The organism is Palaeococcus pacificus DY20341, assembly GCF_000725425.1.
Classification (GTDB): Archaea; Methanobacteriota_B; Thermococci; order Thermococcales; family Thermococcaceae; genus Palaeococcus; species Palaeococcus pacificus.
This window is the reverse complement of record NZ_CP006019.1, coordinates 1,356,062-1,376,511: the sequence shown is the minus strand read 5'-3', so window position 1 is coordinate 1,376,511 and position 20,450 is coordinate 1,356,062. Positions and strand designations below refer to the sequence as shown.

21 protein-coding genes are annotated in these 20,450 nt (G+C 44.2%); 16 read left to right on the top strand and 5 right to left on the bottom strand.

What is annotated here, in order from left to right:
• Position 1 precedes the first annotated feature (1 nt).
• Positions 2-877: an MBL fold metallo-hydrolase gene (locus PAP_RS07545; protein ID WP_048165431.1), complete on the bottom strand. Its 876-nt coding sequence runs from the start codon at positions 875-877 to the stop codon at positions 2-4.
• 54 nt (positions 878-931) lie between these two features.
• Positions 932-1,495, bottom strand: coding sequence for a CBS domain-containing protein (locus tag PAP_RS07540; protein WP_048165430.1), 564 nt, complete (start codon positions 1,493-1,495; stop codon positions 932-934).
• Between the two features lie 153 nt (positions 1,496-1,648).
• Here PAP_RS07540 and PAP_RS07535 point away from each other — a divergent pair, with 153 nt between their 5' ends.
• Positions 1,649-2,866, top strand: a complete 1,218-nt coding sequence (locus tag PAP_RS07535; RefSeq protein WP_048165429.1) for a methionine adenosyltransferase — start codon at positions 1,649-1,651, stop codon at positions 2,864-2,866.
• A gap of 41 nt (positions 2,867-2,907) precedes the next feature.
• On the opposite strand, the gene PAP_RS10285 is transcribed toward PAP_RS07535, so the two are convergent.
• Complete coding sequence (locus tag PAP_RS10285) at positions 2,908-3,045, bottom strand: hypothetical protein (RefSeq protein WP_158442509.1); 138 nt, start codon at positions 3,043-3,045, stop codon at positions 2,908-2,910.
• 127 nt (positions 3,046-3,172) lie between these two features.
• Between PAP_RS10285 and PAP_RS07530 the strand changes: the two genes are divergently transcribed.
• The 4 genes from PAP_RS07530 to PAP_RS10335 all read left to right on the top strand — a co-directional run bounded on the left by PAP_RS07530 (position 3,173) and on the right by PAP_RS10335 (position 6,251).
• Positions 3,173-3,718, top strand: coding sequence for an adenylate kinase family protein (locus tag PAP_RS07530; protein ID WP_048165428.1), 546 nt, complete (start codon positions 3,173-3,175; stop codon positions 3,716-3,718).
• Positions 3,718-4,593 carry a zinc metalloprotease HtpX gene (gene htpX / locus PAP_RS07525; protein ID WP_048165427.1) on the top strand — a complete coding sequence of 292 codons (876 nt, stop codon included), beginning with the start codon at positions 3,718-3,720 and terminating at the stop codon, positions 4,591-4,593. Before PAP_RS07530 ends, htpX begins: the two co-directional genes overlap by 1 nt.
• Before the next feature lie 76 nt (positions 4,594-4,669).
• On the top strand, positions 4,670-5,989 hold the full coding sequence (locus PAP_RS07520) for an NAD(P)/FAD-dependent oxidoreductase (RefSeq protein WP_048165426.1): 1,320 nt from the start codon (positions 4,670-4,672) through the stop codon (positions 5,987-5,989).
• A gap of 85 nt (positions 5,990-6,074) precedes the next feature.
• Positions 6,075-6,251, top strand: coding sequence for a hypothetical protein (locus tag PAP_RS10335; protein ID WP_169738672.1), 177 nt, complete (start codon positions 6,075-6,077; stop codon positions 6,249-6,251).
• Here PAP_RS10335 and PAP_RS07515 read toward each other — a convergent pair.
• On the bottom strand, positions 6,248-7,144 hold the full coding sequence (locus PAP_RS07515) for a hypothetical protein (RefSeq protein WP_048165425.1): 897 nt from the start codon (positions 7,142-7,144) through the stop codon (positions 6,248-6,250). The two genes, PAP_RS10335 and PAP_RS07515, sit on opposite strands and share 4 nt — an antisense overlap.
• Positions 7,145-7,274: 130 nt before the next feature.
• Between PAP_RS07515 and lysS the strand changes: the two genes are divergently transcribed.
• The 7 genes from lysS (at position 7,275) to trm10 (ending at position 14,680) form a co-directional block, all read left to right on the top strand.
• Positions 7,275-8,855 carry a lysine--tRNA ligase gene (gene lysS / locus PAP_RS07510; protein ID WP_048165424.1) on the top strand — a complete coding sequence of 527 codons (1,581 nt, stop codon included), beginning with the start codon at positions 7,275-7,277 and terminating at the stop codon, positions 8,853-8,855.
• Between the two features lie 128 nt (positions 8,856-8,983).
• Positions 8,984-9,565, top strand: coding sequence for an indolepyruvate oxidoreductase subunit beta (locus PAP_RS07505; protein ID WP_048165423.1), 582 nt, complete (start codon positions 8,984-8,986; stop codon positions 9,563-9,565).
• Positions 9,566-9,659: 94 nt separating this feature from the next.
• On the top strand, positions 9,660-10,571 hold the full coding sequence (locus tag PAP_RS07500; RefSeq protein WP_048165422.1) for a phosphate signaling complex PhoU family protein: 912 nt from the start codon (positions 9,660-9,662) through the stop codon (positions 10,569-10,571).
• 6 nt (positions 10,572-10,577) lie between these two features.
• Positions 10,578-11,333 (top strand): aminoglycoside adenylyltransferase domain-containing protein, encoded by a 756-nt coding sequence (locus tag PAP_RS07495; RefSeq protein ID WP_048165421.1) that lies wholly within the window; start codon positions 10,578-10,580, stop codon positions 11,331-11,333.
• 66 nt (positions 11,334-11,399) lie between these two features.
• Positions 11,400-12,320 (top strand): isoaspartyl peptidase/L-asparaginase family protein, encoded by a 921-nt coding sequence (locus PAP_RS07490; protein WP_048165420.1) that lies wholly within the window; start codon positions 11,400-11,402, stop codon positions 12,318-12,320.
• A gap of 1 nt (position 12,321) precedes the next feature.
• The gene (locus tag PAP_RS07485; RefSeq protein ID WP_048165419.1) at positions 12,322-13,500 is read left to right on the top strand and encodes an MFS transporter; all 1,179 of its coding nucleotides are present in this window, start codon (positions 12,322-12,324) and stop codon (positions 13,498-13,500) included.
• A gap of 52 nt (positions 13,501-13,552) precedes the next feature.
• Positions 13,553-14,680, top strand: a complete 1,128-nt coding sequence (trm10, locus tag PAP_RS07480) for a tRNA (guanine(9)-/adenine(9)-N1)-methyltransferase (RefSeq protein WP_048165418.1) — start codon at positions 13,553-13,555, stop codon at positions 14,678-14,680.
• Between the two features lie 11 nt (positions 14,681-14,691).
• Here the strand turns inward: trm10 and map are convergent, their stop codons facing one another.
• Positions 14,692-15,588 carry a type II methionyl aminopeptidase gene (map, locus tag PAP_RS07475; RefSeq protein ID WP_048165417.1) on the bottom strand — a complete coding sequence of 299 codons (897 nt, stop codon included), beginning with the start codon at positions 15,586-15,588 and terminating at the stop codon, positions 14,692-14,694.
• A gap of 103 nt (positions 15,589-15,691) precedes the next feature.
• On the opposite strand from map, the gene proS reads away from it, so the two are divergent.
• The 4 genes from proS to PAP_RS07455 are packed head-to-tail and all read left to right on the top strand — an operon-like array spanning position 15,692 to position 20,450.
• Positions 15,692-17,137, top strand: a complete 1,446-nt coding sequence (gene proS / locus PAP_RS07470) for a proline--tRNA ligase (RefSeq protein ID WP_201769529.1) — start codon at positions 15,692-15,694, stop codon at positions 17,135-17,137.
• A 59-nt stretch (positions 17,138-17,196) separates the two neighbouring features.
• Positions 17,197-18,711 (top strand): dihydropteroate synthase-like protein, encoded by a 1,515-nt coding sequence (locus tag PAP_RS07465; protein ID WP_048165415.1) that lies wholly within the window; start codon positions 17,197-17,199, stop codon positions 18,709-18,711.
• A gap of 46 nt (positions 18,712-18,757) precedes the next feature.
• Positions 18,758-20,077 carry a 2,3-diphosphoglycerate synthetase gene (locus PAP_RS07460; RefSeq protein ID WP_048165414.1) on the top strand — a complete coding sequence of 440 codons (1,320 nt, stop codon included), beginning with the start codon at positions 18,758-18,760 and terminating at the stop codon, positions 20,075-20,077.
• A 25-nt stretch (positions 20,078-20,102) separates the two neighbouring features.
• Positions 20,103-20,450 (top strand): NfeD family protein, encoded by a 348-nt coding sequence (locus tag PAP_RS07455; protein ID WP_236626977.1) that lies wholly within the window; start codon positions 20,103-20,105, stop codon positions 20,448-20,450.

Genomic DNA, 20,450 nt, shown 5'->3' with positions numbered 1-20,450 from the left:
CTCATCCTCTAACCTTCCACTTTAAGTCCTTCTCTATTACCGCTTCAATTAACTCCCTATTGTAAAGCTCTGCTATAAATGCCCTAATAGGCACTTGGTTCAAAGCCAGAGTTTGTGGAGTTATTTTTGCGTCGAAAGCCTTTGCTAGGCTATAAGATAGTTCGCTTATGCTCATCGGCTTTTCTAAAAGCTCCAAAATTTTCTCCTCTATCTCCTCTACGCGCTTTAAATTGAAGTCGAGCACCTCTAAGGCCTCTCCCCCTCTCACCATTCGACCATGCGAGGGTATTATGGTGAAGCCTTTATTTGCATAATTATGTAATTCTTTAATTGAAGCTTTGAATAATTCTGGGTCAATTAGGTATGGAGCGCCAACAGCTTGGATAATCTTTTCACCGAAAAAGCTGTCTCCAGCGTATAGAACCCCATTGTCTTTATCTAAAAACCCTGTCATTCCCGGAGAGTGGCCGTCCAGCTTGATTGTTCTCAAACCAAAGAGCTCATCGTCCCACTCAAAAATGACATGGGCCTTAACCTCCTGAGGGAACTGGTAAACAAGGAAGCCCTTTGGAGCCTTGGAACCAAAAGTCAAAAGTTCCCGGTTTAAAGGACTTTCCGCAACGGAGAACTCAAAGCGGTGTATAAACAGGGGCTTTTCAAGCTTCGGCACGACGCTTATATGATCAGCGTGGCCGTGAGTTGCCATTAACGCCTCAATTTCAACCCCGAGCTTTTTAACCTCTCTCTTTAGGTCTTTATGCCGCCCACTCCCGTGCCCAACATCAATGAGAACAGCTTTTCCTTCGTGGACTTTAATCATTGTTGATGGGCTTCCGGGGTAAAGGTATAAACCATCACCAAGCTCTCTTAATGCCATAAGACCACCTAAATGAATTGCTTTTCACCCTATTTTAAAGTTTTGAAAAGAAAATCAGCTTTTAAGCGTGAACAAGTCCGAGCGTGTTATGATGCCAACTGGGACGCCCTCTTTATTTTGGACTATAACTGCGGGATGCTCCTCTAAGAGGTACTTAACAAGCTCAATATCGTCTTCTTCGTTCACTATTGGAAAAGGCTCGTCCATGACTTCCATAACCTTCCGGTCGTAGATGTCTTCAAACTCCAAGCTCTTCCTGACCAGCAATTTCTCGGTTATTCCGCCTACAATTTTGCTCCCCGCTATCACAGGCACTTGAGATATGTTGTTTTCGTTCATCAGCTTTATAACTTTCTCAACGCTTTCATAGGGCTTAACTCCAATTATGGGGGAAGACATTATATTCTTTGCACGGATTTTGCCTTTTTTGCACTCCAATAAAGCTTCGAGTATTTTGTTAAACGTTGAAAGTCTTGGATCAACTTTTCCGTTTTCAAGCTTCGCTATATACGCCTGAGTAACTCCAGCTTTTTTGGCAAGTTCTTCTTGTGTTATACCTAATTCCTTTCTAATTTTCTTTATCTCCCGCGGATCTATCGGTCTAGGAAATATTACCATAATAACCCCCAGTTATTTATTGTTTCTCAGGGATAATAAATTTTTCCTTTATTGTTAATAACCACTAGTTATATATTGGCCCTGCCATCATGCCGAAAAATATATAAAGCCCATGACAGAGCTATGCACGTAAAAGTTCATCAGGTGATGATCATGGCGGAGAAGAGAAGGAATATAGTTGTTGAGGAGATTCATAAGACTCCGGTTGAGATGCAAAAGGTTGAACTCGTCGAAAGGAAGGGAATTGGACACCCAGATAGCATTGCGGATGGAATAGCCGAGGCCGTCAGCAGGGCATTGAGCAGAGAATACATCAAGAGGTACGGCATAATTTTGCACCACAACACAGATCAAGTTGAGGTTGTTGGAGGAAGGGCCTATCCAAGATTTGGTGGTGGAGAAGTAATAAAGCCCATTTACATACTTCTCTCAGGTAGAGCAGTTGAACTCATCGATAGAGAGCTTTTCCCTGTTCATGAGGTAGCAATAAAAGCTGCGAAGGAATACCTAAGGAAGGCTGTTAGACACCTCAACATAGATGAGCACGTCGTTATTGACTCAAGAATAGGCCAAGGTAGCGTTGACCTCGTTGGTGTTTTCAACAAGGCTAAGGAGAACCCAATCCCTCTATCAAACGACACCTCATTCGGTGTAGGCTTTGCTCCATTCAGCGAAGTTGAGAAGATAGTTTATGAGACAGAGAAGATGCTCAACAGCGATGAGTTTAAGAAGAAGTTCCCAGCCGTAGGTGAGGACATTAAGGTTATGGGTCTTAGAAAGGGCGATGAGATAGACCTCACGATAGCAGCTGCAATGGTTGACAGTGAAGTGCAAAACCCACAAGAATATTTAGAAGCTAAGCAGGCAGTTTATGAGGCCGTGGAAGAGCTTGTAGGCAAATACACGGAGAGAAAAGTTAACATTTACGTAAACACCGCTGATGATCCCGAGAAGGACATTTACTACATAACAGTCACAGGAACTTCAGCTGAGGCTGGAGATGATGGAAGCGTTGGAAGGGGCAACAGAGTAAACGGTTTGATCACTCCAAACAGATACATGAGTATGGAGGCTGCCGCTGGAAAGAACCCAGTTTCACACGTGGGTAAGATTTACAACCTCCTCGCTAATCTCATAGCTAGGGACGTTGCAGAGCAGGTAGAAGGCGTTGAAGAGGTTTATGTCAGAATTTTGAGCCAAATAGGAAAGCCAATTGACGAGCCATTAGTCGCAAGCCTGCAGATAATTCCAAAGAAGGGCTACACAATTGAGAAGATCGAGAGGCCAGCATACGAGATAGCAGACGAGTGGTTGGCCAACATTATAAGGATCAGAGAAATGATTCTAAAGGACGAGCTCAACGTCTTCTGAGCTCTTTGCTTTTATTTTAAAAATTTGGAATAAAAGAGGAATTAGCTTGTAGCTTTTTTCATTTTCTCCTGCTTTAATATCCTCAAGATTCTAGCCTCTTCAGCGAGGAGCTTTTCCTTCTGCCTCCTCACTATCTCCAACCTCTTCTCGAGTATCTTCAGGTTTTCCATGGAAATCACCAGGAGATATAATTACTCTCGGAGTATATAAGATTTTCGCTTAATGCTAAATTTGCTTTCGACATTTGTCTATGCAAAAAAGCATATCTTTAAAAGGAAGCTCTGCTAAAATACCATCGGTGAAAAAATGATAATAGCTGTAAGCGGCACCCCTGGCGTGGGAAAAACCACGGTAAGTAAACTTTTAGCTGAAAAGCTTGGCTATGAGTATGTAAACATAAAGGACTTTGCAATAGCCAGAGGCATGGGAGAAAAGGTAGGAGAGGAGCTTGAACTTGATATCGACGAGCTCTCACGTGCTGTCGAGGAAGAGCTCAAAGATAGAAATGTCGTTTTGGACAGCCATTTAAGTCATTTGCTTCCAGCTGACCAAGTTATAATCCTCAGAGCTCATCCAAAGATAGTTGGGGAGAGGCTCTCAGAGCGTGGTTATTCGAAGCAGAAACTTAGTGAGAACGTCGAAGCTGAGCTTGTGGATGTGTGCCTAGTGGAGGCCATTGAAAAACACGAAAACGTCATAGAGGTAGACACCACAAGCAAAACTCCAGCGGAAGTTGTGGACGAAATTTTAGAGCTTTTAAATAAGGGCATTCGGAAGAGAATTGGAATTGTTGACTGGAGTGAGGTTTATGATGAAGTAGTTCCATATTTAAATTTAGGAGGTGAGGAGTGATGGGATTCGGGCTCTGGCTCAGGACAGGCTTTTTAATGGCCGTAATGACGGGCCTCTTGATGGGGATAGGCTATTTAATCGGCGGAACAAATGTTATGTTTATGGCGTTCCTCTTTGCACTCTTCATGAACTTCCTAAGCTACTGGTACAGCGATAAAATGGTCTTAGCGTGGTATAGGGCCAGAATAGTGGATGAGTTTGAAGCTCCTGAGCTTTACGCTATTGTGAGGGGGTTGACTCAGGAGGCAGGCCTTCCAATGCCGAGAATAGCCATAATTCCAACGGAAGTCCCCAACGCTTTCGCAACCGGTAGAAACCCAAATCATGCTGTCGTTGCTGTTACTCAAGGTCTTTTGAGGATTTTAAATAGAGACGAGCTTGAAGGGGTTATAGCCCACGAGCTGAGCCACATTAAAAACAGGGACATACTAATTCAGACCATCGCGGCCACAATGGCGGGTGCAATAATGTACCTTGCCTATTGGGCGAGGTGGATTGCCATATTTGGAGGCTATGGTGGAAGGGATAGAGACGAGGGTGGAAACATTATAGGAGCTTTGCTGATTGCTATACTCGCTCCAATAGCCGCAGCTCTTATCCAAGCCGCAATAAGCCGCTCGAGGGAGTTTTTAGCTGATGAAACGGGAGCTAAGATAAGCGGAAAGCCATGGGCTCTCGCGAGTGCTCTTGAAAAGATTGAGTACGCCGTGTCAAGGAGGCCTCTAAGAGATGGTAACCCAGCAACAGCGCACATGTTCATAGTCAATCCATTTAGAGGAATGAGCATAGCAACGCTCTTTTCAACGCACCCACCAACGGAGAAGAGGATTGAGAGGCTTAGGAAGATAGCCCAAGAAATGGGCACATACTTCTGAGCCACCTTTTCCTTTAACCTATTTTGTTGCGGATAAGCTTTTATACTCACAAAATATCTTTTCTATGGTGGTCGTAATGAGGCTCGTTGTTATTGGTTCTGGTACAGCCGGGAGCAACTTTGCACTCTTCGCAAGAAAGCTCGATAGAAAAGCCGAAATTATTGTGATAGGAAAGGAAAAGACGATGCAGTACTCCCCATGCGCCCTGCCCTTCGTCCTGAGCGGAAAGATACCCAAACTTGATAATATAATCGTGTTTCCAAATGAGTTCTATGAGAAGCAAAAAATCCAGCTCATGCTCGATACGGAGGCTAAGGCCATCGACAGGGAGAAGAAGGTTGTCATAACCGATAAAGGGGAAGTAAACTACGATAAGCTCATTTTAGCCGTCGGCTCAAAAGCCTTCGTCCCACCGATTAAAGGTGTTGAAGCGGATGGAGTTTTCACGCTCAAGAGCATGGATGACGTTAAAAAAATTAAAGCTTACATAGAGGAGAAAAAACCAAAGAGAGCCGTTGTAATAGGTGCGGGATTGATTGGGCTTGAAGGTGCAGTTGCATTCAAGGAGCTTGGCTTGGATGTTCTCGTGGTTGAGTTGCTTCCACACCTGCTCCCGACGATGCTCGACAAGGATACAGCATCAATAGTGCAAAAGCACCTCGAGGAGAAGGACATTGAGTTCAAGTTCGGCGTCGGCGTTGGTGAGATAATTGGAAGTCCAGTAAAGGCCGTTAAAATCGGCGAGGAAGAAATTGAAGCAGATTTGGTTTTAGTGGCAACCGGCGTTAGGGCAAACGTTGAGCTGGCTAAGAGGGCGGGCCTTGAAGTTAATAGGGGCATCATTGTGGATGAGTACTTGAGGACGAGTGACCCTGATATTTATGCCATTGGTGACTGTGCTGAGGTTTTTGATGCCGTAACCGGGGAGAGAATGCTAAGCCAGCTCGGAACCACTGCCGTTAGGATGGCAAAGGTAGCGGCAATAAACGCTTTGGGAGGAGAGGAGAAGTTTAGGCCCGTATTTAACACAGCAATAACCGAGCTCTTCGACCTTGAAATAGGGACTTTTGGCATGACACAGGAGAGAGCTAAGAGAGAAGGCATTGACATAGTTGTCGGCAAGTTCAAAGGCTCAACCAAGCCCGAGTACTTCCCCGGAGGAAAGCCAATAACCGTGAAGGCCATCTTTAGAAAAGAGGACAAGCGCTTGATAGGAGCACAAATAGTAGGTGGAGAAAGAGTTTGGGGAAGGATAATGGCATTGAGCTTTGCTGCTCAAAAGGGCGCAACCGTTGAGGACATAGCCTACGGTGAAACTGCCTATGCTCCTCCAATAAGCCCAACAATTGATCCAATAACCGTTGCTGCAGAGATGGCGCTTAGGAAGTTTAAGTAATCTGCCTTTCCTTTTCTTACTCTTCAGCCGATTTTGGGAGAGTAAACTTTTTATCCAATATTTTCCTACTTTTAGTGGTGGTACTATGGAAAGGCAGCACTTAAAGTGTCCTCTCTGTGGAGGTATGGATTTCCAAGTTGAGGAGGGTAAGCTTGACAGCAAATGGGGCTTTACGGCACATAAGGTCAAGATTGTTATATGCAAGAGCTGCGGCTATGTGATGATGTTCTACAAAGGAAGGACGATATGGGACTTTGATTAGCCTCCAAAGACACTTTTAACTTTTTCCAATGCCCAGTAGAAGTCATTGGCCCGGACCGTCATGAAGTGCCTCTCCCCGTAGCTCAGCTCTCCTCTTGATTTTCCTTCCAGTTCTCCGTACAGACCGCGGATTTTAACCCTCGGGTAGTTGGTGCCGAGCCGTAGTGCTATCCTTTGGGGTTCCCCTTCCTTCCATATGAGCCCTACTTTTAAGCCCGCTCTTGTACTCTTGCTTTTCTTCAATCCGAGCTTTAGGAAGTTTAAGACATCTCTATCGATGCTACTTTCATCGGCCTTCTCAGCAAAATACTCTCCTGCCAGCTCCAACCCATTAAGGCCCAAATAGTAGGCATATACAGGAATTCCTAAATCTTTATACTTTCTGCCTTTGTAAGCGTAGACTTCGATTTCTCTACCACTTCTGCCACGCGAATCGATGTAAATGCCTTTTGGTGTCTCTCCACGAAGTTTGCTTAGCCTTTCAAGAATATCGTCCAAAAAGGCCGCACTCAGCGAAAAGCTCACCCATGCATTCCATATCCTTGGGGGAATTGATACAAAGTTCAAATCTTCGAGGTGGTAGCGTTTAAGTTCAATTTCAAGCGTCAGGTAACCTTTTTCATTGGTTAAAAACTTTAAATGTGCCTCTTCATTTGGGATTTTCACAAACTTATCGTCTTCTTCGAATTCATGAGCTTTTAAAAGCCTGTTTTTGGGGATAACAGTACCTTTTGAAAATGCCGATATCACGGGGAGCGGAGTTGAAATCTTCTTTTCTTTGTCATATGGAACTTTAAAGCCTGCTTTGAGGAGCTCTTCTTGTATCTCAAGTGATGCTGGGAAAAATATTTGAGCGCTTTCGAGTTGGTACGTCCCGAGTTCTTCCCACTCCATATTATCACACTCCAACCATACTAGATAGTAATACAACTAATGTTAGTTAGCAAAGACCAACTTTATAAAGTTTTCGTATAGGTGAAGCTTAAAAAGGCCCCCACGTATTTAAACCCAAGGAGGGGATATCATGGTGCATTGGGCAGATTATATGGTTGAGAAAATCATTAAGGAGCACGGCGACAAAGAAGAATACGTCGTTGAGAGCGGGATTACTCCAAGCGGATATGTTCACATAGGAAACTTTAGAGAACTCTTCACAGCTTACATTGTGGGTCACGCCCTTAGGGATAGGGGCAAAAAGGTGAGGCACATCCACATGTGGGACGACTATGATAGGTTTAGGAAAGTACCAAAGAACGTTCCAAAGGAGTGGGCTCAATATTTGACAATGCCTGTTAGTGAAGTCCCTGACCCATGGGGATGCCATGAGAGCTATGCAGCCCATTTTATGGAGCTCTTCGAGCGCGAAGTTGAAAAGCTCGGCATTGAAGTGGACTTCCTTAGAGCAAGCGAGCTCTATAAAAGTGGCGAATATGCAAATGAAGTTAGGCTCGCCCTTGAGAAGAGGAGCAAGATAATGGAAGTCCTAAACAAGTTCCGCGACATAGCTAAGCAGCCCCACTTGGAAGAGGACTGGCAACCTGTGCAAATTTATTGTCCAAAGTGTAGGAAGGAAGCAAATTTTGTTGAGTGGGACGGTGAGTGGAGCGTTAAGTATAAGTGCCCCCATTGCGGGAGCGAGGGCGAGACGGACATAAGGGAAGGCAACGTCAAGCTTAGGTGGCGTGTAGATTGGCCTATGCGTTGGGCTCACTTCGATGTTGATTTCGAGCCAGCTGGAAAAGACCATCTCGCCGCTGGAAGCTCTTGGGACACAGGTCAAGAGATAGTTAAAAAAATCTTCGAAAAGCCCGGGCCTTTAGGGCTTATGTATGAGTTCGTTGGAATTAAAGGACAAAAAGGAAAGATGAGCGGCTCAAAGGGTAACGTAATTTTATTGAGCGACCTCTATGAGGTCTTGGAGCCAGGAGTAATAAGGTTCCTCTACGCGAGCCACAGGCCCAATAAGGAGCTCAAGATTGATCTCGGTCTTGGCTTACTAAACCTCTACGACGAGTTCGACAAAGTGGAGAGGATCTACTTTGGCCTAGAAAGTGCAAAGAGCGAGGAAGAGGCAGAAGAACTAAAGAGGACTTACGAGCTCGCAATGCCAAAAGTTCCCCAGAGATTAATCGCCCAAGCGCCTTTCAGGTTCTTGGTGGTCTTAGTGCAGATGCCTCACTTGGATGAGGAAGGCATAATAAGGACGCTCCAAGAGCAAGGGCACATTCCAACTGAGCTGAATGGGGAGGACTTGGAGAGAATAAAGCTTAGGATAAGGTTGGCGAGGAACTGGGTTGAAAAGTACGCTCCAGACATGGTAAAGTTCTCGCTCTTGGAAGAACTTCCACAAATTGAGGTGGAGGAAAAGGTAAAGGAAGCTTTGACAGAGGTGGCAGAGTGGCTCGAGAACAGGGAAAGCTTTACCGTTGACGAGCTCAACGGAGTGATATTTGATGCTGCAAAGAAGAGAGGAATTCCAAGCAAAGCTTACTTCAAAACTTTATACAACCTCTTCATAGGTAAAGACAGGGGACCGAGGTTGGCGAACTTCTTAGCTTCGCTCGATAAGGAGTTCGTCGTTAAGAGGTTAAAGCTCGAAGCTTAACTCCTTTTTTCTTTGTTTTAGGCACTATTAGCGTGCTAAAATGCTTCCACATAAGTTAAGGATAGAGAACCTTAGGCACTGGCTTAACCTTTAAAAATGTCAAAGCCCTATTTTCTACGGTGATTGAAATGGAGTTCAACCTAATTATCACAGGTGTTGGCGGTCAAGGCGGTTTAACACTCTCGAGAATAGTCGGGAATGCGGCAATGAAAGAAGGCTACAATGTTAGGATAGGTGAAACCCTTGGAATGAGCCAGCGCTATGGTAGTGTTCTCTCATACCTCAGGTTTGGTGATGTGCACTCTCCCCTAATAGAGGAAGGTGAAGCTGATTTGGTGCTCGCTCTTGAGCCAGCTGAAGCCCTAAGAAACGCGCGCTTCTTAAGCAAGAAGAGCTATGCTATAGTAAATGCATATCCAATTCATACTGCAACTACTTTAGTTGGAAAGGAGAAGTATCCTGATGTTGAAGAGATCAAAGAGGCACTTTCAAAGATATGTCCTACTGAGGTCAGGGACTTCCAAAGCGAAGCCGATAAAATAAATCCGCGCACCCTTGGAGTTTTAATGCTCGGCTATGCCTGCGGAAAAGGATTAATTCCCCTCAAAAAAGAGAGCATAGAAGAAGGCATAAAAGAAACGCTCAAGCCCAAACTGTGGGAAATAAACATCAGAGCTCTGGAGAGGGGAATAGAGCTGGCAAAGGAATAAACGCTTCTATTTGCTTCTTCTTAAATTCTTCAGCAAAAATATTTATATACTCTCACCTATACTCCATACCAGCTATATAGACCTGGTGATAACTATGGAGTTTAGGAAGATACAATTTACTGGCAGAAGCTCATACATAATTTCACTCCCTAAAAAGTGGATAAAGGAGAATGAGCTTAAGCAGGGAGATGTGGTGCCGCTTTTGATAAACCCGGATGGATCAATAACTGTTCTCCCAAAAAAGCCAAAAGAGGTTAGTGAACGCAAAAAACTCAAAATATCAAAGGAATATTCTCCAGACATGGCCGTTAGACTCGTTATCTCCGCTTACATACAGGGCTATGACATATTAGAGATTGAAATTCTTGACGAACTTCCTCATTATAAGATAAAGATCAGAAAAACAATTCAAATACTGCCTGGGATGGAGATAATAGCTGATGAACCCGGAAGAATAGTTGCAAAAAGCCTGCTCGCCGATGAAGAGGTTAATATAGACGAAATACTGGAGAGGATAAGCTCCATAATACTCTCAATGTTTGAGGACTTGGAGCTCATGAAGCAGGTAAAAGATAAGGCCATCAGAAGGGATATACAGGATTTAGAAAACGAACTTGATAGGTTTTACTTTTTAGCACTCCGCGCCGTGAACAAACTTCTATCGCAGCCCTCTATTGTAGGTACACAAATAGTAAAGAGGAGCTTCGATTTGCTTGGGATCCTCTTCATAGTCCGCAACATAGAGAGAGTAGGCGACCACATAGTTAGGATTTCCCAGGATTTTGATGAGGATATAGAAATTGCCTATCTAAAGAAGGCCTTCTCTGATATAATGCTCCAAGTCAAAGTGAAAGACCTCAAGAAGATTGACAGTTTAATGTACGAGCTAAAGCAGCGCATAAATGCTATAGATTACAAAAAGTCAATAGCAATGGACAGCTACAGGCGCATTTTAGAGTACTTGGAGAACATAGGAGAAACCACGATAAATATGTCTCTGAGCTGATAAAAAATGGAAAAAGTCAAAGACGGTCTAGAAAAAGCTCTCAAGGAATTTAAAGAAATACTCAGTAAAAATCTGGTTGGGATATACCTACACGGCTCCTTGGCTATGGGATGCTTCGTCCCAGGATACAGCGATGTGGACCTAATAATCGTGGTCAAAACTCCAATGAGCTTAGAAGACAAGAAAGCTTTAGCTAGAGTTTGCTTGGAAGTTTCCAAAGAGATTGGCGGCAAAGGTCTCGAGATGAGCGTCATCTTAGAGAAATATGCTAAAAATCCCCCTTATCCAATCCCTTTTGAATTTCATTACAGCGAATGGTTTAGAGAAGCCTATGAAAGGGGAGAAATTCCCTTTGAAAGTGGAGAGCTCGATCCAGATCTGTCAGCACATTTGAAAGTGCTCAAAGAAAGAGGAGTTGCCCTCTCTGGAAAACCCATAGAGGAAGTTTTTGGCGAAGTTACAGATGAACACTTTATAAAAGCCCTGCTCTATGATGTGAAAGATGAAGCCTCTCTAAACCCTCCAGAATATCTCGTTTTAAACATCTGCAGAATGCTCTACTATCTGAGAGAAAAGAAAATAGCTTCGAAAGTTGAAGGCGGCACTTGGGCCCTCAAAAACCTCCCAATGAGATTTAGAAGAACGATAGAAAAAGCTCTTTTGAGGTATCAAAACAATCAAGACGTGGATTTGGAAAAAGAAGAACTTTTGGAATTTAGAGAGTTTGCATTGAGTGCAGTCCAAGATAGCAAGAAGTTTTAAATTTACTTCTCTTCGCTTCCATAATGCTTTTAACCTTTTGACCACAATAAATGGGTGGTGGTTTTCATGGTAGCTATTATTGTTCATGGCGGTGCTGGCACCATTAAGAAAGAGGAGAGAATTCCAAAAGTTCTCGAAGGTGTTAGGGAAGCTGTTTTAGCTGGATGGAAGGAATTAAAAAGAGGCTCAGCTTTAGATGCAGTCGAGGAAGCTATTAAGGCTTTAGAAGACAATCCAGTGTTTAATGCAGGAACTGGGAGCGTTCTCACGTTGGATGGGAAGGTAGAAATGGACGCTGCTGTGATGCGCGGAAGAACTTTGGAAGCAGGTGCCGTCGCGGGTATATGGGGTGTTAAAAACCCTATAAGCGTTGCAAGAAAGGTCATGGAAAAGACCGACCATGTTCTCTTAGGAGGAGAAGGTGCTGTTAAATTTGCTCGTTTAATGGGCTTTGACGATTACAACCCAACAACTGAGGAAAGGGTAGATCAGTGGAAGAAGCTTAGAGAAAAGCTTCTAAACGACGGGCAAATCCCTCACTGGAAGAAGATAAGCGAGCTGATTAAGGAGTACCCCGAAGTTTTGAGGAGCACGGTTGGGGCTGTTGCCTTTGACGGCGGGGAAGTAGTTGCAGGAACTTCGACAGGAGGAGTATTTTTGAAGATGTTTGGGCGCATAGGAGATACTCCCATAATCGGGGGAGGAACCTATGCAAACGAGTTTGCTGGGGCCTCATGCACCGGGCTTGGAGAGGTTATGATAAAGCTCGTCCTTGCTAAAAGCGCCGTGGACTTCGTTCGCTTTGGACTGACCGCTCAAAAAGCAAGTGAAGCTGCCATAAGCCTTGCAACGGAACACTTCGGCTCTGACAATGCGGGGGTTATAATGATAGACGCCAGAGGCAACATCGGCTTTGCGAAGAACACAAAGCACATGAGCGTCGCATATATGAAAGAGGGGATGCAAGAACCTTTCACGGGGATTTGAGATGGAAAACAGAGAAATCTGGCTCCTCCACTTCTCGACATTTTTCTTCTTCCTCGGCTACATACTTGTCTCTCCGCTCATATCACCCCTCGCTATTCTCTATGGTGCGAGCCCCCTCGTTGTTGGAACTATCGCTTCCGTCTCCTCGATATTTGCCCTTGTTTTAAAGCCCATTGGCGGAATATTGGGTGATAGGGGCAAGAAGTTTGAAGTAATGATGTTTGGAACGATTTTAGGTGCCTTGGCGGGAGTTTTTTATGCGCTCTCAATAGTGGCTAAAAGCTTGGTGCTGTTTACGGTAGGGAGGGCTATTCACGGTGCCGCTTCGGCATTCTTTTTCCCTTCCTCACTCTCGACGGCTATTGATTTGGCACCAAAAGGAAGGGTAGGAGAGACTTTGGGATGGAGGGGCACCATGTTCTCGATAAGCCAGCTTATAGGCCCCGCTCTTGGAGGCTTTGTTGCGGATTATCTTGGCTTCCAAAGTGCCTTTATCTTGACGATTTTCCTCTCCATAATCGGATTCGGATTTATTTTTATCCCCTACAGAAAGCAGAAGGGATTGATAAAGATAGTCCACGACAAGACCAAAGCTTCATACAAAGGCCTAATCAACTGGGCGTTTGCGGCGGCATCTTTCTCGCTCTTCTTTATGGTGCTCGCCTACAGCGGGCTGTATACCTTCCTCCCGGCGTACTATAAAGTTTTGGGACTTGGGACTAGTATTTTTGGAGTATACGCAAGCATAATGGGTGCCTTTAGCCTACTAACGAGAGTTTTTGGTGGAAAACAAGCTGACAAAAGGGGCCCCATCCCAGTCGCTACGGTAGGCCTCGTCTTGGTTATTATCGCATATGTCATGCTTACAAGGGCTCTTGAGCCACCTTTGGCATATCTAAGTGCAGTCCCATTAGGAATGGGCTTTGGATTGGCCGTCCCATCCCTCCAAATGCTCGCATTGGCAAAGCTTCCCCAAAAAATTAGGGGATTTGGCTCGAGCCTCTATACAATGTTTTTTGACTTGGGCTATCTCTCGGGCCCCCTACTCTTGGGCTACCTCGCAAATGTAAGAGGTACTTATGCGGTGGTATTCCCAATCCTGCCGATTTTAACTGCTTTCGCGTTAACATCACTCCAAGCAGCGAGAATGTCTCCCAAAGAAGGCCCATTAAAGGATTGAACACAAAGACGCAAAGCTTAAAAACATTTCATCTTTCCCCCTCTCGATGCCTATGAAAAAGCTCGGTGATCTGTTCAAGGAGCTCTTGAGGGAGAAGGGAATAGAAAGTTTGGGGACGCTCTCAAAGAGAATACCTAACAGAAAATCCCAAGACATTATTCAGGATATTGCTATTGCTGTTCTGGAAGAGAAGGGATTTATTGGAAAGGTCGAGGATGGAGCTGCCCTTTCATGGGACTTTAGCGGTAAGAGGGTTGAGCCTTCAAAGTTCGCTTTTATCCCTTTAAAGCTTAAAGATAGGTTTGAGATTATTTTAACGCCTGAAGAACTTAGGGCAAAATTGGAAGAACAAAACTACCCTTACTTCATAATAGATCTAATGCACTGGGAGAAGCACACTCCGAGAGAAAAGAAAAAGGTCGCCTTCCAGGCTTCCAGAAGTTATGGAACACTCAGAGACTACTTGGTTGGAGATTCTCTTATCGTCACTTGGGCGAATGAGGAGTTTAAAAAACTCTTAAAAGGCATGCCTCTTGATAGGGGAAACATAATAGAGAAAAGTACAGCCGAGTTTCTAAAGGAAAAGGGCATATCTGAGGTTGTTCTATTGGATCCTAATGGAGACAAAGACCTCAGTTCAGAGGACTTCAATGTTAAAGCTTTCATCCTCGGTGGAATAGTCGATATGGGGGGGACTAAGAGAGGAACAACTTCTCAAATAGCTGAGTCTCTGGAGAAAGAGGGAATTAAAGTTAAGAAGCGTAAAATCACCCTCAGAGGGGATGTAATTGGGGTTCCTGATAGGATTAATCTAATTTTGGAAATCCTGCTCAAAATGCTTACGGAGGATAAAGATATGGAAAGAGCAATTTTGGATGTTCAAGCTCCTCTCCAGGCCCGTTGGAGGCTTAGAAAGGAGATACCAAAGCGTAAAATTAGATTTTTAATTGACGGCAAAAAGTTCCTTGTGGTTGAGAAGGAGCTCTACGATGAGCTCAAAGAGTGGTTAAACATCCGCTGGGAGGACTTCGTCCAAGTCCTTAGGGAGCTCGGCTTTGTAGCTCTGGAGAGGAGGAGAATCCACCACCTTAAGAAACTCTCGAGCTACAGGCTAATAAATGGTAAGGGCCACTATGTGATACTCCTCAAAAAAGCCGCAATGCTCTGCTACAACTGCTAAAAAAGAAAAGATCAGGTAATAACCGTGACCCCGTCTTCTTCAACTATTATAGTGTGCTCAAATTGGGAGACGAGGCCTCCTCTAATTTCCTTCAAAATTGGGTATGCATAAACCGCCCCTATTCTTACAAGCTGCTTCAACGCAATTCTAATTTGACCATCGGTGAAGTTCCCTTGAAGCCAGCGGTAGGCAAAGGGCAAAGTACCGAACTCACGTTTTATGTAGCTTAAGATTAGTCTAGCCTGTGGAAGCCTAACGGGCCTGTCTTTGATGTACATGTATATCAAAGTCGGCTCAACTTCGATTACTTGCCCTGCTCCTGTCGTAGCAAATGGTTCTATCGCAAAAATATCCCCTTCTTGGAGAACATAGTTATCGTTTGGTCTATGGATGTTTGGGATCGAAACACCTGCATGAAGATTGAAGCGCTGTATCTTATGCCCGCTCAGGTTTACAATTGGATTGAAGCCATATTTTCGTATGGCCTCTTCAATCGCTTTTCCAAGCTCACTTACCTTTACTCCAGCTCTTGCAACGCTTATAGCACTTTCGAGTGCTTCTTTAGCTGCCGTCATTAGATCATCCTCTTCCATACCCACCCTAAATGTTTCTGCTGTATCCGCTATGTAGCCATCCACATGGACGCCTATATCCACCTTTAAGTAGTCGCCCTCTTTTAAGACAGTCGTGTCGCCTTTATATGGGGTGTAGTGAGCTGCCACAGCGTTTAAAGAGAGGTTGCACGGAAAAGCTGGCTTTCCGCCGAGTTCAACTATCCTCTTCTCAACGAACTCAGCTATATCATATAATGGAACTTCTGGTTTGATAAGCTTAGCAACTTCACTTTTAACCTGTCTGGCGATTTCACCTGCTTTGATTAGCTTTTCTCTTTCACTTTCTGTGAGCATTAGTATCACCTAACATTCAATATGAAAGAAAGCTTAAAAAGTTAAGCGCTCTCAAGCGAAAAAATTAAATGTCTTGCTTCACTCTTAGGGTTAGGTGGTGTTAGTGAAGGTAAAAAGAGAGAAGTGGCAAAAGGAATTCAGCGAGTGGTATAATGAGCTAATTGAAACAGCAGGAATTCAAGATAAGAGATACCCTGTCAAAGGAATGAACATTTGGCTGCCATACGGCCTTAAAATAATGAGAAAGATAGAGCGATTTATTCATGATGAAATGGAAAGGACAAACCACGAGGAAGTTCTATTCCCCGCTTTAATCCCCGAAACAGAGTTCCAAAAAGAGGCTGAACACATAGCGGGCTTTGAGGGGGAGGTTTATTGGATAACCCATGCGGGGCTAAATCCTTTAGAAATTAAGCTCCTCCTTAGGCCAACAAGTGAAACTGCTATGTATTCAATGTTCTCACTCTGGATTAGGAATCACGCCGATTTGCCCTTCAAGGTTTACCAAATAGTGAATGTCTACCGCTATGAGACCAAGCACACAAGGCCCTTGATTAGAGTTAGAGAAATTAGCAGGTTCTTTGAGGCTCACACTGCTCACAGAGACTTTGAAGATGCGGAGAGGCAAATTAGAGAAGACTTGGAGATATTCGATAGATTGGCCAAATTCTTGGCCTTGCCCTACATAGTCTCAAAGAGGCCTGATTGGGATAAGTTCCCTGGAGCATTTTATTCGCTCGGCGCCGAAGTTATGATGCCCGATGGAAGGACGCTCCAAATAGGTACTATGCACAACTACAAGCAGAACTTCGCTAAGGCCTACAACATCAAGTACGAAACTGAGACTGGAGACCACGAATACGCCCACCAAACGACATTTGGAATGAGCGAGAGGCTTTTGGCAGCTGTTATGGCAATCCACGGCGACGACAATGGATTGGTATTACCCCCAACAATAGCTCCAATCCAAGTTGTTGTTGTGCCAATTCCAAAGAAGGACTCACCATACGATGTCGTTGCCTACGCAAGGGGCATAGTTGAGGAGCTGAAGAATGCTGGAATAAGGGCTCACTTGGATGATAGAGACGAGATAAGACCAGGAAGGAAGTTCTACGAGTGGGAGCTTAAGGGTGTCCCATTAAGGATTGAAGTTGGACCAAGGGATGTTGAGGGAGGAAAAGCGGTTATAGCAAGGAGAGACACATTAGAGAAAAGCGTCATCGAGAGGGAGAAACTCGTTGATGCTGTTAGAGAGCTCATAGACGCAATAATGGAGAACCTTTACAACAGAGCAAAGGAGTTCCTTGAGAGCCACATAAAGCGCGTTGACAGCCTAGAGGAAGCTAAGAAAGTCTTTGAAGGTAGGAGAGGGATTGTCGAGATTCCATGGTGTGGTGAAGAGAGCTGTGGCCTGGAGATGGAAGAAGTACTCGACGCCAAGATGCTTGGAACGCCATATCCCGAGGAAAAGGCAAAGATAGAAGGAAAGAAGTGCCCACACTGCGGAAGAGAGGCAAAGTTCATAGCTAGATTTGCAAGAACTTACTGATTCCTATTCTCCATATTTTCATTTGTGCTGTTGACTTAAAGGGCTCTGGTGAACTTAGTATGAGAATCCTCCTCGTAACTGGTCGTTTAGCTGAACCACTGGTTAGAAAATATGGGAAAGGTTGTGAGGTATTTGTAACCCCTGTTAGTGTAGCTGCTTTTCTAACGCCTAAGCTAATAGCCCACTATCTCGAAAAAGTCAACGTTAAGGGCTATGACTTAATTCTAATTCCAGGCCTCGTTAGAGGCTCGGCTCAAGAGATTGAAGAAAAGATAGGAATTTTAACATTCAAAGGCCCGCGCTATGCTCACGACTTGCCCCAAGTCTTAAAAGCAATTAGAGAGGGCTTTAAGCTCAGCAAAGAAGTCCCAGCTGATTTGCTCTTTCATCAGGATACGCTTAAAAAAGTTGAAGATATCAAGAATAAAACGAAAAATAAAGCCTACATCGAGAAAGCCCTCAAAAAACCCTACAACTTTTTTATTGGGACCCTACCCGTCGGATTTGATTTTCCCCATAGAATTTTGGCCGAAATAGTCGATGCTCCAAAGCTAAGCGTTAGCGAGATAGTTAAAAGAGCCGTATACTACCTCAAGAGCGGTGCGGATATAATAGACATTGGGATGGTTAGTGGTAAGAAGAACTTGGAGTTTATTGAGAAAATACCCGAAATCCGGGAGAAGCTCAGTGAAGAAGGCTTTAGTGTTCCGATAAGCTTTGACTCATTGAACGAGCGCGAAATTGAGAAAGCCCTTGATTATGCAGATTTATTCTTAAGCATAGATGAGAGCAACGTTGAGAGACTCGTTACGGATAAGCCTGTTGTTCTAATTCCTACCAACCAGAAGAAAGGGTACTTTCCTAAAAATCCGGCTGAGAGGACCAAATTTTTGGAGAGGCTAAAAGAAGAAGCTTTAAATTTAGGGTATGGGAGGGTTATTCCGGACTTGATTTTAGAGCATGTACCCCATTTAGCACGCTCCATAACTGCATTTCAGCTTTATAGGGAGAGAAACCCTAATGATGTTCTCTTGGCTGGAGTTGGCAATGTAGTTGAGCTCATTGATGCAGACAGCGTTGGAATAAACGCTCTATTGGCCGGTGTTGCGAAAGAGCTTAATATTTCTCTTTTGCTGACGACTGAGGTGAGTGCTAAGTGTCGTGGTGGCGTAAAAGAGCTTAGAAGGGCTTTGGACATGATGCTCTTTGAGGTGCCGAAAGATTTGGGCTTTGATTTGCTTATCCTAAAGGAGAAAAAGAGCGAAATAGCTGAATATTCCGTCATGTCGCCAGTAGTTGAGGCTAAGGAAAGAGAGGTTAAGCTTGAAAGCATCTACTTCAGAATATTTACCAAAGAGGGCAAAATCTGGGTCATTGCCCATAAAGGGACGAAACAGATTTTAACAATCTCCGGAGGAGAGCCCAACGCAATAATAGACACCATCTTGGAACACTTCCAAATTTCGCCGAGGCATGCTTTCTATTTAGGGAGAGAGCTTGAGAGAGCTAGAACAGCCATAAAGCTCAAGCGATCTTATGTGCAGGAAGTTGAACTCTTTGAGGATTTCTACTAAAGGTTTTATACTTTCGAACATTAATAGGGTAGTGGAGGGAGGCGCCATGCGCTTAGCACTTATAGATGGCGAGCATTATCCAGACGTTACTAAGTGGGCGTTAAGGAAAATCAACGCTTGCTGTGCCGTATTTTTAGGAGGAAGAGAGAAAATTGGGAGCATTGCGGAGCTTGAGCGTGAGCTGGGTCTCACAGTATTTCACGATGATGATTATTTGGAAGCCATTGAGCGCGCAATTAAAGCTTTTCCAATTCAGGAGGTTGTTGATTTGAGCGATGAGCCCGTGTTAAATTATGAGGATCGCTTTAGAATTGCTTCACTTTTAATGCGCTACGGCATAGTCTATAAGGGAGCAGACTTTGAGTTTAGGCCTAAGATGTTCAAAAAACTCCTAAACAAGCCCAGCATAGCTATAATCGGCACAGGAAAAAGGACAGGGAAAACAGCAGTGAGCGGCTTTGTTGCAAGAACACTAAAGGGGATAGCCAACCCCGTAATTGTGACTATGGGACGAGGCGGCCCTGAAAAGCCCGAAATAATTGAGGGAGACAAAATGGAAATAACACCAACGTTTCTAATAAAGCTAAGCGAGGAAGGCAAACACGCTGCTTCAGATCACATAGAAAATGCTCTAACGTCGAGAGTTCTGACCATAGGATGCAGGCGCTGTGGAGGAGGAATGGCTGGCTTTTCGTTCTTTGATATCGTTGAGGAAGGTGTTAAGATAGCCAACGAGACGGACAGGGATTTGGTGATTTTGGAGGGAAGTGGAGCCACTTTTCCTGCTGTTAAGGCGGATAGATACATAACCATCGTTGGCGCAAATCAAAAGTTGGATTTCATTAAGAGTTATTTCGGGCCTTTTAGAATAGGGCTTGCAGACTTAGTGGTCATAACTATGGCAGAAGAGCCTATGGTAAGTGAAGAAAAGCTTAGGGAAGTGCAAAAAGCTGTGAGAAGAATAAACCCCAGTGCAGACGTTCACACGACGGTATTTAGGCCGCGTCCCCTTGGCCCCATCGAAGGAAAAAGACTCCTCCTTGTAATGACAGCATCTAAAGAAGTGGTTAAAAAGATCGCGAACTATTTGGAGGAAACCTATGGCGTTGAAGTCGTTGGGATGAGCTCAAACTTGGCTGACAGACCAAAGCTTAGAGAGGACTTGAAAGCTGTTGGAGATTATGATGCCGTTTTGGTTGAATTAAAGGCCGCTGCTGTTGATGTAGTTACAAAAGAAGCACTATCCCAAGGGAAGGAAGTAGTATACATGGACAATGAGCCGATTAATGTGGATGGAAAAGACTTAAAGAGTGCCATTGTTCAACTGTGGGAAGATTTGAAGAGAGATGGATATGAAAAGCCTTAAAAACGCCTTAAAGCTCTCGGGGATTTTGATAGATGAAATAGTTGTAGGACTTTTTTTATTGGTTATTTTACCTTCTGCAGGTATAGAAATACCTTTAAAGGTTAGTTTAACAATAATAACCCTTTTAATTCTCAAAGATGTTCTATTTGTCCCTTTGCTATGGAAAGTGCTTGATAAGAAAGTAGAAGTTGGTGGAGAGGCACTGGTGGGAAGAGAGGCAACTACAGTTGAGAATTTAAACCCAGAAGGTGTTGTGAAAGTTGGGGGTGAATACTGGAGGGCCGAAAGCATCGAAGGGGATATAAAAGCGGGTGAAAAGGTTAAAATCGTTGGATTGAGCGGGCTGAAGCTTCTTGTGGAGCGCCAAAAATAA